The organism is Streptomyces sp. GS7 (assembly GCF_009834125.1).
GTDB lineage: Bacteria > Actinomycetota > Actinomycetes > Streptomycetales > Streptomycetaceae > Streptomyces.
On record NZ_CP047146.1, the window covers coordinates 8795717 to 8807965 of the forward strand.

Genomic DNA, 12249 nt, shown 5'->3' on the forward strand with positions numbered 1-12249 from the left:
ATGGCTGCCCGAACCCACCGGAGGAGAGATTCCTCCACCACCAGCCGCGAGACACAACGGTCAGGGGCGCGACTCTGGGGCATCGGCGCCGGGATCGTCGCGGCAGTCACGGTTGCCGGACTTGCCCTGACCCTGATCACGGGCCACGACTCGATGCCCGCCCCGGCTGGTTCGGCCACTGCCAGCGCGAGACCGAAGGCCCCGGAGACCCGCGGCCGGGTCACGAACGGTGTCCCCGTCGGCTACCCGCGGACCGAGGCCGGCGCCAAGGCGGCTGCTGCCAACTACACGACGATCAGTTCAAGTTCTGCATTTTTGACCAACGCGCAGGCCCGGCACCGGGCCGTAGCGGTCATGGCCGCGCGCAGTGCGGCGCCAACAGCCGTCCAGGAGGCTGATCATGTGGCGGGGCGGGCGGAAGCTGAGCTGAAGGGAGACAACGCCAAGCTCGACCCGAAGCAAGCCATCGCCCGGACCGGAGTCCTTTCTGCCCACACCCTTGGGTTCGATATCCACAAGGCCACAATCCGGCTGTGGACAACCACTGTTCGAGGTAGCGCCACGGGGCATGCGACGCCGAAGGCAGCCTTCCGCTCCGTGACCGTCAACCTGGTCTGGGAGAACAACGACTGGAAGTTGTCGGACAGTTCGGCCAGCAAGGGCTTGATGGCTCCCATCGATATCCGGCAAGCGACGAATGGTCCTCGTGACTTCGCCGACTACATACCGAGCCAGGCCGCCGACGCCATCGCCACCGGTGCCACCGGCACGGACGACTTTCCTGTTTCGTACACGCGTACGAAACAAGGGGCCCGTGCCGCCGCGACGAACGCCACCATGCTGTACGGCGATCCGCGGTTCTTCACGAACCCCGGCTGGCGGCACCGGATGCTCGCAGCTACAGCGGCGCCGAACGTGCTCGGCACGGTCACCTCCGACGCTGACTCGATGGCTCACCTGGTCGCGCAGAACCGGGCGCTCGGCGACGACGGCAAGACCGTGGATGGTGGTCTGCTGGTGACAAGGACCGCGGTTCTTGCCACCCGGGCTGTGGCGTACTCGGACCAGGCCGCGAGCATCGAGCTGTGGACCGCGTCTGTGGGCGGCGTCGCCGGTAAAGACGAAACGCAGCGCCCGCAGATTGCCTTTCTGCGGATGACGGTCGATCTCACCTGGACGGGCAAGACCTGGAAGACAACGGCCGTCACGCCGTCGGAGCCCCTGGTGCCCTCGCCACCGGCGGCCGAGCAAGCCCCCCCGGCCAGCAGCTTCACCGAGGTTGGGGGTGTCAGCGATGCGCCTTCGACTGCGTGAGGACGCACCGGGCCTCGTCTCAGTCGAGCGGACGGGGCCAGGCCGTAGCTGGGCCCGTCGTCTTCAGACGGTCGCGGTAGTCAACATCACCCTCGGATTCATCCTCGTGCCGTCAGCGGTGGCCAGCCCCTGGTACTGCTACATCCCCATGGTCTGCGAGGCGAAAGCGGCGATCGACTTCGCTTCGGACCCGTTGGGCTTCCTGCTGCAAAAGCTCACAGAAGCCAACTTGTGGTTCCTGACCAAGTTGGTTGAGCTGATGCAGAACACGTCGAAAATCGACCTGACGTCGCCTGGCTTTTTGCAGCAGTACGCCATCATCTTCGCCGCAAGCTCGATCATGACGGTGGCACTGTGGCTCATTGCAGTGGCCAAGCGTGCGGTGCGCGGGGTGTCTCTTGCCCAAGCCGTCGGTGAGGCCATCGGCTTCCTGATGCTCCAGTTCGTCGTCAACGCCATCACACCTGGCGCTATTGCCCTGCTGCTAAAGGTGATTGATGACGTCACGGGCATCTTCGAGCCGTATGCCATCAAGAACTTCCGACCGTTCCTGGAGACCGTGCTCAAGGTCCTGGCGGCGAACCCAAGCCAGGGCGTGGGCCAGCTCCTGACCGTCAACTCGCTCATGCTGCTCTCCGTCCTGCTGATGTGGGTGGAGCTGCTAATCCGCAGCGCCGCCATCTATGTCGCTGTGGCGCTCGGCCCGATCGTCAACAGCGCTCTCGTGGACCGGGACTTGTGGAGCAAGAGCAAGAAGTGGTTCGCAGCACTTTTCGCCTTGGGCTTGAGCAAACCTGTCCTATTCGCCCTGCTCGGCCTGGGTGGAGCGATCTTCAGCGACACGACGGGCAACTTGTCCGACTCGGTTTCCAGGACACTGGTCGGCGCGCTGATCCTGTTCCTCGCCGTCTTCGCCAGCGCCACCCTCTACAAGTGGCTGCCGGCCTTCGGTGATGACATGGCGGCGCTGCACCACGATCGAAAGGCCGCGCAGTCCTCTGGGCCGGCGGCTGCCGTTGACGGCCCGGCTCAGCACGCCAATCGCGCCATGAGCACACACATCCAGGACTCGTTGGTTAGCGGGAAATCCGCCGGATCCGCAGGCTCTGTTTCAGCGGCTGGCGGCAAAGGCGCCGCCTCTTCGGCGGTCGGACGGGCCGGTACGGCAAGCGCCAAGACTGCGGCTTCCGGTACCGGGGCCGGTGTGGCGGCGGCCGGTCCGGCTGCTCCTGTGGCTGCTGCTAAGGCAGGTTTCGATCTGGCCAAGGCCAAGGTGTCGTCCTCGCCCGGAATGCAAGGAGCCGATGCGTCGAATGGTGGGGCGGGCCAGGGGCAAGGCAGTGACCCATCCGGCGCTCCGGCTGCTGCGCGGGCCCGGGGGACCGGCTCTGATCCGGTCGTCGGTTCAGGCGGGCAGTCCACCCGGCCGTCGTCCCAGGGGGCTCCGGCGTCTGCACGCAGCCAGCCCGCCGGATCGGGGCCCGTCGTTGGACCTGCCCCCGCCCAGGGACCCCCGCAGGCTCCGTCGTCTCCGTCTGCTCCCTCACGTCCCGCGCCACCGCTCCCGCCGACGCAGCCGTCTGGCGGTGGGGCGCCCATCAAGCCGCCTACCAGCAAGGACAAGTGATCCATGTCTACGTATCAGTTCGGAAAGCACAGGCCGACGGGGTTGGTGGGCCGTAGGGACCTCGGCGAGCAGGTCGTCCTCGGGTGCGGGGCAGGTGGCGGCATCATGTGCGGCTTCCTCTTCAACAGCGTGCCCCTGCTGGCTGGTGTGGGCCTGGTCCTGCCGATCGCCCTCGCGCTCGTGATTGTGTACATGCCCTACCGGCCGAAGGGCACGACGCAACGTCGCACGATCTACCGGTGGTGGCGGATCAACCGCTATTACAAGAAGGCTACGGCCCGTACCGGCGGAGTGTGGGCCTCCCCCGCGGTGGAGGCCGGCGTGCGCCGTGATGGGACTCCGCCGGACGCCGCTCTGACAGAGCCGGAGGGTATCGCCGGGATGACCTGGGTGCCCGCAACCGTGCGCGGTCAGCAGGCTGTAGTGGTGCTCCAGCCCGAGGCCGGGTGCGTTACTGCCACCCTGGAGATCGCTTCCCCCGGGCTGGGAGGCAAGGAAGTGGGGGAACAGGTCGTCGCCCTGGAGCGCTGGGGCGAACTGCTAGATGCCTTCGGCAACGTTGAGGAACACCCGGTGAAGAGGATCCAGGTCCTCGCCCGGCAGATGAAGTCGGACCCCTACGCCCATCAAAAGTTCATCGCGCAGCGCGACGAGTCCGCAGCGACGGCCGACGCTCCGCAGTGGCTGAAGGACTCGTACGACGTGCTCGCCAACGCCGTGTCCACGTCCGCCGAGGAGCACCGCTACTACATCACCATCCACGCCAAGTTCACCCGCGACTTGGCGGCCGAAGGCGCGGCCCGGGGCACTGGCGACGAAGGGGTCGCCGCCGCGATGGCCGCGTACCTTGAAGAACTGTGGTCCCGCGCGGAGGACGCTGGCCTCTCGGTGATCGCGCCTCTGGACGAGGGCCGGATGGCCGCGTACATCCGCAACTCCTACGACCCGGACCACGCCATCTGGGACACCGGCCTCCCGCAGGCTCACGCGTTCCCCCGCAATGTCGACGTTCGCCGTGGGGCACACGTGGCCACCCGCGCCGCGGGTTCCACCGATAGCTGGTTCCACGCCACGGCGGCCGTCGTCGGATGGCCCACCACGCCCGTCGGCCCGGATTTCCTGTCGCCTCTTCTCATCGGGATGCCCGACGTGATCCGCACCATCGCGATCACCCAGCAGCTGGAGCCGAACGACAAGGCCGTGGAACGGATGCTCGCAGAGGACACGAACAACCTGGCGGAGATGGACCGCGACCGTAAGCGCGGCAAGAACATCGACCCTCGGGACCGGGTCGCGGCGGACGCCACCGGATCGCGGGGCATGGCCCTGGCCTCCTCGGGCGCGGCCGGCTCCGCCGTCGTCGGGTACATCACCATCTCCTCGCGCAGCGCCTCGGAGCTGGAGCGCACGAAGCGGACGACCGCTTCCCGTGCCCGCAATGCCCACCTCCGGATCGAATGGCTCGACCTCGAACACGCAAGGGCCTTCGCCACCACTCTCCCTCTCGCCGGAGGCATCAAGTGAACCTGCTCGATCTCGCCCCGCTGTCCCCGATGCACGAGACGGTGCGCCGCCCGCTCTACACGGAGACGACTACCAGTCAGGCCCTGTACCTTCCCATCGCGCCGCCGACCCTCGGTACCGCGGGCGCGATCATCGGCCGGGAGCTGTATTCAGGGAAGGCGTTCATTTACTGCCCCTTCTCCTCGTTCGGCGACGGCCTGCCCGGCGGGAACATGATCGTTCTCGGCGACACCGGCCGGGGGAAGTCCGCGCTCACCAAGACCTACGCCGGGCGGCAGATCCGCCTGGGCCGTCAGGTGGTCGTGCTCGACACCAAGGAACAAACGGAGCGCGAGGAGGGCGAGTGGGCCGCCCTCGGACGCTCACTGACCGGCACGGACCCAGTGAAATTCGCCCCGGGTGGCGGTCCCGGTGCCTCATGCATCAACCCGATGGACCCCGCCATCGCAGGCAAACGACAGGTCGAGTTGGTTCGGACGATCCTAGAACTCGGCCTCGGCAAGCCCCTGGACGAATTCGCCGGCTCCGCGCTGCGCATAGCCATCCGCCGGGCCCACCAGCGGGCGGGTGACCTCGGCCGCACGCCTGTCCTGGCGGACGTCGCCGCCGCGCTCCGGTCACCGGAGGAGTCCGACGCCACGGCCAAGAAGCGGACGCGGGACGAACTCCTCAGTGACGGTCTGGAGGCGTCCTACGTACTGGACCGGCTCTGCGGAAGCGAACAGGACACGGCGACCGGCGACCTCACGGGCATGCTCGACGGGCCGACCAGCCTAGGCGTAGACCTCGACGCCGACATGATCGTCTTCGATCTGACAAAGGTTCCCAGCGGCGGCGTCGCCATGACCATCCTCGTAGCCGTCATCAGCGTGTTCCTCGAAGAGGTGTGGCTGCGCCCGTTGTGTGAGTGCGGGACGGAGCCGAGCCAGCACGAACGCGTTGTGGTCGACGCCAAGTCCGGTGCCTGGGAACTCGGGCCGAACCCGGAATCGGGCTGCCGCCGCTACACCCAGCGCAAGCGCATCCTCGTCGCCGAGGAGGCATGGCACATCCTCGGAACTCCCCAACTCGCCTCGCTGCTGGAGCGGTTCCTCAAATTCGCGCGCGGCTACGGGCTGTCCTGCATTTTCATCGTCCACCACCTGAGCGACATCGACGACAGCCCGGAGACCCAAGCGGCCCTAAAGATGGCGGACACCATCGTCATCTACTCGCAGAAAAAGGCCGAGGCCGAAGAGACAGTGTCTCGGCTTGGCCTCCCATCCTGGACGGCCGAGCACATCATGCGCCTGCGCCGCGGGATCGCTCTGTGGAAGGTCGGGGAGGTCATCTATCCCGGCGTCCAACACCTCCTGGTCGAAGCCGAGACACACCTGTGCTTCAGCTCAGGCTCGATGAGGGACCTTGCCAACACCTCCCCGGACACCGAATGACCAGGTACCGCCACATCTCCGCCGCCACCCCCTTCCACGCAGATTCGGAGCGCGCCACCTCCATGACCATCACCACCGACGAGATCGCGCTCTCGGCCGACGAGCACGCGGCGCGACAGGACATCGACCAGCTGCACGCCGATGCCCTCGAACTCGCCCGCCGTACAAGGGCACTGGCCACTGTGCTGGACCACGGTGACTACTCCGCCGCGGGTGGCCGCGTCCGCACAGCAGTCACTCACATCTGGCGAGCGGCGGAAGATCTCCACAGCGCCTTCCACACGGCTCCGCCGCGCTGTGCCGGGCCCGATGCTTCGCTCTCCCGGCTCTGCGGCCGGCGGATGCGCTACCTCGCGGCCCGGGTCGCGCGGAGGGCCGAGTAGTGGACTTCATGCCGAGCGGGATCTCCCTGGCCCTGTACGCCCTTGCTGGCGTGTGCGCGGTTGCCCTGGTGACGCTCTGGGCCCTGACAAACCGGGGCCGACATAACGCCGGGTTCGCATCCAAGGGGCAGCTCAAACGCCAGATGTCGGCCAAGACGGTTATCAAGGCCACGGAGATCCGCCCCTCCCTTACCCGCGGTGAAGACCACCCCGACCGCACATCAGCGGTGAGCCTCGCGAAGAACAGTTCCGCCGGTTCCTGACCCGCCGCCTCGCCTCACCTCGTTCCGGAGCACGTCATGCGCCACCCCCTCAATCCTCACGACTTCGGCTATTCGCTGGGTACCTCGCAACGCCCGAAGGGCGTAGAGCTGTGGTCCCGCGCCGACAAGACATGCCGGGTCATCGGCCCCATGGGCAGCGGAAAAACGCTGAGGTTCTTCGCCCCAACCATCCGCAACTGGGCCGGACCGGTCCTGGCCACCTCGACCAAGCCGGACCTGGTGGAACTGACCCTCGATGCACGGCGGCGCGATGGCCGACCGGTCATGGTCTTCGACCCACAGAACATCGCTCCCTCTCTCCCCAAGTTCCGTTGGACGCCGATCACGGGCGCGTCCGAGACCGAGATCGCGATGATGCGGGCCAAAGCGTTCGTCGCCGGCTCCAGGACCCCCGGGTCCGCCACACAGTCCAGCGAAGGCAGCACCTTCTACAAGGGACAGGCGTCAAAGATCCTCGCCGCGTTCTTCCACGCCGCAGCTCTCGACGGCGCCAATCTGGACTGGGTGCTGAAGTGGGCGCGAAAGTTGACTGACCCCGCACCGCTCGGCATCCTCAACGCCCACCCCGGCGCCGGCCCCGGCTGGGCGGACATGCTCCGCACGGCCACGACCGGCGACAGCCGTACCGTCGGCAACACCGCCGCGACCCTCGATGCAGCCCTTGAACCCCTCATGCACCAGTCGGTGATCCGGGCTCTGCAAGGAGATGGAGAGGACCCTACGGACTTCCACGAGTTCCTTGACGCTGAAGGCACCATTTATCTGCTCGGCAAGGACAGCGAAGTGAACAGCGTCGCTCCGCTGACCACGGCGATAGCTGAAGGCCTACTAGACCTCGCCGAGGCTCACGCCCTCGCGTCCCCAGCAGGGCGTCTCGACCCGGCCCTCCTGGCGGCCCTGGACGAGGCGCCGAATATCGCGCCGATCCCCTCTCTGCGCCAACGTGTCGCCGACGGCCGGGGCCGAGGCATCACGGTGATCTACGGCCTTCAAGGGTGGGCGTCCGCCATCGCCCGCTTCGGCGAGGACACAGCGAACGAGCTGGCGGCATTCACCAACCACGTCGTGGTGTTCGGTGGAGCGAAGGACCCCGTCTTCCTCAAGGACATGTCCGACCTGTGCGGACAGGTCGAGCGGGAACGCACCACAAAGACCACTACCGGGGGAGACCGCGGCGGCCACTCGACCGCTACTCACATGGCGTTGGAACCGGTCCTGCGCGGGGACGAGATCAGGGCTCTTCCCGAAGGTCACGCCTTGGTGCTCGCGGACAACCTCCCGCCAGTCGTCACCCGTCTCGATGGCATGTGGACCTGGGCGTCCTGGGCCGAGATCGAAGGTCGCGTACGGGACCTTCGATCTGCGAATGAGGCGGAGCGCTCCCGGCAGGCCGCCGAGCAGAAGAGGCAGGCCGAGGCTCATGCCGCTGCCTGGGCAAAGCGTCAGGGAGTCGCCGCGTGACCACGAACCCCCTTGCCCGCCTGACGCCCTTCCCGGAACCGCCTTCGCTAATCGCCGAGTACCTCGCGGAGAGGGCAGTGGTGCAGTCGGTGGTGGACGGCCCAGCGCCGTGGGACATCGGTGCGCTGACTCAGGAGTTGGTCGACGCCATGTCGGTATGGCTGGACGCGGTGTGCAGGTGGCTGAACGCGTCCTACGCCTGGCAGCCGCACCAGGTCATTCCACCGTGCTGGACGGAACATGATCACCTTCCGTACGAGGTCGCCGCGTTCGCCTTCGCCCGGATCGACGCCTACAACGACGCCGGAAGTGTGATCGTCTGGCACGAGCAGTACGACCGCTTCGTCACCCGGATGAACAACGCCCTCGGCAAAACCGCCGACGATTGCCGCGCAGGCAAGCACGACGCCCGCCCGTCCCGATTCGCCCTCGCCTCCTGGCCCACGCGGGTAGAAGAGGAGCTGGTCTGATGCATCCCGAGCCCCACGTGACCTTCGCCTCCGACCCCCGCCGCGGACTAGTGGCCCGGAGCGGGTGGGAGCAGGAGGAAGCTCGAACTGTCCTGCGTGACCTCGGCTGGGAGTGGGACGAGCACGTCCACGCGATGATGCCGCCAGACGACGCCGACCCCTCGGACGCCGGAGTGCAAGCTGTGCTGGAACTGCACCGTCACGGGCACCTGACGGGCTACCGCCACGGCCCTTACGGCACGCTGCAATTCCGGCTCGCCGAGGCGGACCGTGTCTTCACCCAGATCATCGCGGGGAAGCCCTCGGCCGCCACAAACAGGCCGGAGACACCTGACGACGGTCCATCTCGGCGGGCCACGGGAGGCACTCCTCCGTCGTACGCGGACAAGTACGCAGGGAACGTCGACAACGAGGCCCCGGGGCGGCTCACCACGACGCCCGAGCTGTGAAGCACCTTGGCCAGAGGTGAGCTGGCCCACGCTTCCCGAGCACACCGCTCTCGCGCGCCGCCGCATTGTCAGACACAGTGGGTACGTTCGGGTGTGCACACAGGCGAAGGTGCCCCGCCCCAGCTGACCGGGGGCGGGGCACCTTCATGTGGTGGGTCAGTGTAGGTTCCCGCGCTCCGAGGCCAATTGGCCCCTAACGACCTGCGGGTTTACCCGCAGCAGCTGTACGGAGTCGGGATGCCTTCCCGGAGTTCGTGGCCACTTCCTACGGGCCGAAGGCCGTTGGTGGGGCGTTGACCTGCGCAGACCTGCCGTTGGCCTCCGAGTGGCCCTGGATGCTGGGAAGTGGCCCCGTTTCCGGGAACCTACAGTCAGGCGCGGAAGTACCCGTCGCGAACGCCGGCGATGAACGCCGAGTACGCGTCCGGCGGGAAGGCCAGAGCCGGCCCTTCAGGGTTTTTGCTGTCCCGAACGGGGACAACGCCCCTCAGGTTGTGCGCGACCTCGACGCACTGGGAGTTGCCCCCGGAGTACTTGGACTTGAAGTACTTCGCGCCGGTCAGGTCAACGTTCATGATTGGAGCTCCTCCAGTTGTTCTCGTAGAAACTGCTGCGAGTCCCCATGAGTGAGGGACACAGAAGCGATGGACTCGAACTCGTCCGACTGAACGTCGAACAGCTCGGGGTCTTCGGTATGGCTTCCGCCGCCTGGCCCGTCGATGCTGGTCACTGACGGCCAGGGATGCGCGAACGACAGCAGTGTGAACGCGCCGTCGGCGCCATACGCCGGATGCGTAGTCAACGGGATGATCTGGATGGTAACGCCCGGGAGTTCGGAGTAGTCGATCATCTGGCGCAGCTGCTCGCGCATCACTATGGTGCCGGACTTGAAGTGCGCTTTGAGCGCGGTCTCGTGCACCAAGGCGTGTACCTGCACCGGGACGTCGCGCGTAAACACCTCCTGCCTGCCGGTACGGATTGCAACAAGCCTCTTCACTGGACGCTCAGATGGTGCGGCGCCCTCGCGAGAGATGATCTCCCTTGCGTAGCCCGGAGCTTGAAGCAGACCCGGAATTACGGTGGGGTGATGGGTTCGGATGGTCGTCGCTTCCGATTCCAGCTCGATGAAGTCCAGATACGCCTGGCTGACGAACGGTGCGTACGGCGCCCACCATCCCGTGCCGAGCGGCACTTCCGCGGCCTCGGCAACGGCCTCGATCGCCGCTTCATCGTCGAATTCGTACAACTTGGCGAAGGTCCGAACCCGCTCCGCCTTGACCGGGTAGACACCACGCTCCATGCGGGACAGCTGTGGACCGTCCAGGCCAACCAGCTTCGCGGCATCGCGTGGCTTCAAGCCAGCGGCTTCGCGCCAGAGGCGCAACTGGCCGCCAACCCTGCGTCGTTTAACCGGCTCGGTCGCCCGTTTCTGCGTCATGGAGGAAGTCTGGCACTCCTCAGGCGCTTTGGAAATACAACAAGCGGTTGCCTCCTTTTGTAACTCCTGCTTACACGTTGCAAGTTGGCTTGCAATTGGAGCATGCTGGCGATGGGCAGTGACGCGAGGTCACCTTGTGATCACCGACGGCAGAGGTGCTGCCCAACTTCCGTCGTGCGACTGGGCGTTGATGGGCTCCAGCTCGCGCGGCATCACGTGGCCGTGCCTTCTATGAGAGGCGGGGGTACGGCCACGTCTTCCCCCGCTTGCTGGAGGCGACGATGAGCAACAGCAGCAATCCGAAACGGCCCGAGACGCAGACGTCGCGACGGCGGGCCATGGGCATAAAGGCCCGTGACGCTCGGCGCACGCTGGCCGCCGAACGCCGGGACTTCCGCCAGCGCCACGGCGACCCCGCCCATTGGGGCAGCTACGAATGCGACCTGTACTTGGGCTTGGGTGGCATCTGATGGCCAACGATCTCGTGAAGCGATCCCTGCTCAGCCAGGCGCCACGCAACACCGAGTGGATGGACAGGGACAACGACGTCACGCTCGCGCGGCGACCGCGCGTCTCGGTGGATCCGGCCTTACGACTTCGCCACCTTCGCAAGTCGTATAACGACCACGTCAAGGAACTGTTCGCGGGCCCGTCGCACCGGCGGCTGGTCAGCTACGTGATCCGGCCGCCCGGGGCGGACGCCTCCGCCGTGCAGTCGCAGCTCCGCGAGCTGGCAGAGACTCGCGGACGCCACGTGATCTACGACATCACGGACACCACCGCCTGTGACCTGCGCAGGCGAGAAGGCTACGCCAAGGCCATCAGCATGATCTACGCCGGCCGGGCCGACGGCCTTGTTATCCCGGACATGGCGACCATCACCGCGGACTACGCGCATTACGAGCAGCAGGTTCGCTGGCTCGGCGAGCGCAATGCCTTCCTATACCTCCTCATCCCCGAGGGCCAGCAGTGAAGCCGTGGCACGTCTTGCTGGACGAACGCGGCTGGCGACAGATCGCCGCCCAGGTCGTCTACGTCGGCCTGCTCATCGTCCTAATGGTCCTGCTCGCCTTCGGGATCTCCTCGCACTGATCGAAAGGCCCCTTGATGAAATCGCTGGCCACCCCCCGTGCACAAGCCGGAGCCGGCCGCATGGCCGCCACACTGGTGCCCGAGACCCGTAGCCCGGACTACTGGGACCACGCGTACTGGAAAGGCGCCAGGTTCCTGTCCGTCGGGCGGGAGGAGCGGCAACTGCTACGCGCCTACACCCAGCTCAAGTCAGGCCAGTTCGCGGTAGATGCCGGATGCGGGCGCGGTTCGCTGGCCGCCACGATGAACGGCTGGGGCCTCAACGTCCTCGCGCTGGACTTCTCCGAAGTCGCCATCGACGCGGCCAGGAACACGTTCCAAGAGTTTGAGAACCTGCGGTTCGACCGGTTCGACTTCAATGCCGACTCGGAGCACCACATGCTCCAGCCCGGCACGGTGGACCTGATCACCTGCCGCCTGACGTTCGCCTTCCTCGACCGCCCCCGCTTCCTCGGCGACTGCCGTCGGTGGCTGAAGGCCGACACCGGCACCCTGCACATCACCACGGCCGTGCATGAGCTGGCGCCGCCGGAACACGCGCACCGCGGCCTGACGCTGGCCGAGATCAACGCGCTCGACGACGGCCATTGGCAGCACGTGACGCGCTACCCGATCACCTTGGGCGGCTCCGTGCAGGGAATCGTCCTGCGCGGCCCCATCCGCTGACCCCACCACGCGCAACGACGACAGGCCCAGCTCCACCCCACTCCTGGGCCCACTGCCGGCCTTTTACTTCCTGACATCACTGCGGAACAGGTGACCCCGTGGCTGCGC

15 protein-coding genes are annotated in these 12249 nt (G+C 66.7%); 13 read left to right on the forward strand and 2 right to left on the reverse strand.

Annotation, left to right across the window (positions count from 1 at the left end; all coding sequences use genetic code 11):
* Genes GR130_RS38355 through GR130_RS38395 form a run of 9 tightly spaced genes read left to right on the forward strand, consistent with a single transcriptional unit; the run spans position 1 to position 8945 of the window.
* Positions 1–1314 carry a hypothetical protein gene (locus tag GR130_RS38355; RefSeq protein ID WP_201305119.1) on the forward strand — a complete coding sequence of 438 codons (1314 nt, stop codon included), beginning with the start codon at positions 1–3 and terminating at the stop codon, positions 1312–1314.
* Entirely contained in the window at positions 1295–2941 is a 1647-nt protein-coding gene (locus GR130_RS38360; RefSeq protein WP_236573859.1) for a hypothetical protein, read from the forward strand. The genes GR130_RS38355 and GR130_RS38360 overlap by 20 nt, the downstream gene beginning before the upstream one ends.
* Positions 2942–2944: 3 nt before the next feature.
* Positions 2945–4465: an SCO6880 family protein gene (locus tag GR130_RS38365; RefSeq protein WP_159509142.1), complete on the forward strand. Its 1521-nt coding sequence runs from the start codon at positions 2945–2947 to the stop codon at positions 4463–4465.
* Positions 4462–5898 (forward strand): ATP/GTP-binding protein, encoded by a 1437-nt coding sequence (locus GR130_RS38370; protein WP_236573860.1) that lies wholly within the window; start codon positions 4462–4464, stop codon positions 5896–5898. The genes GR130_RS38365 and GR130_RS38370 overlap by 4 nt, the downstream gene beginning before the upstream one ends.
* A complete protein-coding gene (locus GR130_RS38375) occupies positions 5895–6281 on the forward strand; it encodes a DUF6238 family protein (protein WP_159509144.1) in 387 nt (128 codons plus the stop codon). Before GR130_RS38370 ends, GR130_RS38375 begins: the two co-directional genes overlap by 4 nt.
* Positions 6281–6544, forward strand: a complete 264-nt coding sequence (locus GR130_RS38380) for a hypothetical protein (protein WP_159509146.1) — start codon at positions 6281–6283, stop codon at positions 6542–6544. Before GR130_RS38375 ends, GR130_RS38380 begins: the two co-directional genes overlap by 1 nt.
* A gap of 36 nt (positions 6545–6580) precedes the next feature.
* A complete protein-coding gene (locus GR130_RS38385; RefSeq protein ID WP_159509148.1) occupies positions 6581–8026 on the forward strand; it encodes a type IV secretory system conjugative DNA transfer family protein in 1446 nt (481 codons plus the stop codon).
* Positions 8023–8496, forward strand: coding sequence for a hypothetical protein (locus tag GR130_RS38390; protein ID WP_159509150.1), 474 nt, complete (start codon positions 8023–8025; stop codon positions 8494–8496). The genes GR130_RS38385 and GR130_RS38390 overlap by 4 nt, the downstream gene beginning before the upstream one ends.
* A complete protein-coding gene (locus tag GR130_RS38395; protein ID WP_159509152.1) occupies positions 8496–8945 on the forward strand; it encodes a hypothetical protein in 450 nt (149 codons plus the stop codon). The genes GR130_RS38390 and GR130_RS38395 overlap by 1 nt, the downstream gene beginning before the upstream one ends.
* A gap of 371 nt (positions 8946–9316) precedes the next feature.
* Here the strand turns inward: GR130_RS38395 and GR130_RS38400 are convergent, their stop codons facing one another.
* Together GR130_RS38400 and GR130_RS38405 are read right to left on the reverse strand one after the other, a co-directional pair.
* Entirely contained in the window at positions 9317–9520 is a 204-nt protein-coding gene (locus GR130_RS38400; protein ID WP_159509154.1) for a DUF397 domain-containing protein, read from the reverse strand.
* Positions 9517–10383: a helix-turn-helix domain-containing protein gene (locus GR130_RS38405; protein WP_159509156.1), complete on the reverse strand. Its 867-nt coding sequence runs from the start codon at positions 10381–10383 to the stop codon at positions 9517–9519. The genes GR130_RS38400 and GR130_RS38405 overlap by 4 nt, the downstream gene beginning before the upstream one ends.
* Positions 10384–10664: 281 nt before the next feature.
* Between GR130_RS38405 and GR130_RS38410 the strand changes: the two genes are divergently transcribed.
* Genes GR130_RS38410 through GR130_RS38420 form a run of 4 tightly spaced genes read left to right on the forward strand, consistent with a single transcriptional unit; the run spans position 10665 to position 12141 of the window.
* The gene (locus GR130_RS38410) at positions 10665–10853 is read left to right on the forward strand and encodes a hypothetical protein (RefSeq protein ID WP_159509158.1); all 189 of its coding nucleotides are present in this window, start codon (positions 10665–10667) and stop codon (positions 10851–10853) included.
* Positions 10853–11356: a hypothetical protein gene (locus GR130_RS38415; RefSeq protein WP_159509160.1), complete on the forward strand. Its 504-nt coding sequence runs from the start codon at positions 10853–10855 to the stop codon at positions 11354–11356. Before GR130_RS38410 ends, GR130_RS38415 begins: the two co-directional genes overlap by 1 nt.
* On the forward strand, positions 11353–11475 hold the full coding sequence (locus tag GR130_RS41490; RefSeq protein WP_268977953.1) for a hypothetical protein: 123 nt from the start codon (positions 11353–11355) through the stop codon (positions 11473–11475). Before GR130_RS38415 ends, GR130_RS41490 begins: the two co-directional genes overlap by 4 nt.
* 60 nt (positions 11476–11535) lie before the next feature.
* Positions 11536–12141: a class I SAM-dependent methyltransferase gene (locus GR130_RS38420; protein ID WP_159509162.1), complete on the forward strand. Its 606-nt coding sequence runs from the start codon at positions 11536–11538 to the stop codon at positions 12139–12141.
* The last annotated feature ends 108 nt before the right edge of the window (positions 12142–12249 follow it).

What these genes read in the sequence shown, in the direction of transcription:
- GR130_RS38355 (WP_201305119.1), top strand. Translation starts at nt 1, where the DNA reads ATGGCTGCCCGAACCCACCGGAGGAGAGATTCCTCCACCACCAGCCGC.
- GR130_RS38360 (WP_236573859.1), top strand. Translation starts at nt 1,295, where the DNA reads ATGCGCCTTCGACTGCGTGAGGACGCACCGGGCCTCGTCTCAGTCGAG.
- GR130_RS38365 (WP_159509142.1), top strand. Translation starts at nt 2,945, where the DNA reads ATGTCTACGTATCAGTTCGGAAAGCACAGGCCGACGGGGTTGGTGGGC.
- GR130_RS38375 (WP_159509144.1), top strand. Translation starts at nt 5,895, where the DNA reads ATGACCAGGTACCGCCACATCTCCGCCGCCACCCCCTTCCACGCAGAT.
- GR130_RS38385 (WP_159509148.1), top strand. Translation starts at nt 6,581, where the DNA reads ATGCGCCACCCCCTCAATCCTCACGACTTCGGCTATTCGCTGGGTACC.
- GR130_RS38395 (WP_159509152.1), top strand. Translation starts at nt 8,496, where the DNA reads ATGCATCCCGAGCCCCACGTGACCTTCGCCTCCGACCCCCGCCGCGGA.
- GR130_RS38400 (WP_159509154.1), bottom strand. Translation starts at nt 9,520, where the DNA reads ATGAACGTTGACCTGACCGGCGCGAAGTACTTCAAGTCCAAGTACTCC.
- GR130_RS38405 (WP_159509156.1), bottom strand. Translation starts at nt 10,383, where the DNA reads ATGACGCAGAAACGGGCGACCGAGCCGGTTAAACGACGCAGGGTTGGC.
- GR130_RS38410 (WP_159509158.1), top strand. Translation starts at nt 10,665, where the DNA reads ATGAGCAACAGCAGCAATCCGAAACGGCCCGAGACGCAGACGTCGCGA.
- GR130_RS38415 (WP_159509160.1), top strand. Translation starts at nt 10,853, where the DNA reads ATGGCCAACGATCTCGTGAAGCGATCCCTGCTCAGCCAGGCGCCACGC.
- GR130_RS38420 (WP_159509162.1), top strand. Translation starts at nt 11,536, where the DNA reads ATGGCCGCCACACTGGTGCCCGAGACCCGTAGCCCGGACTACTGGGAC.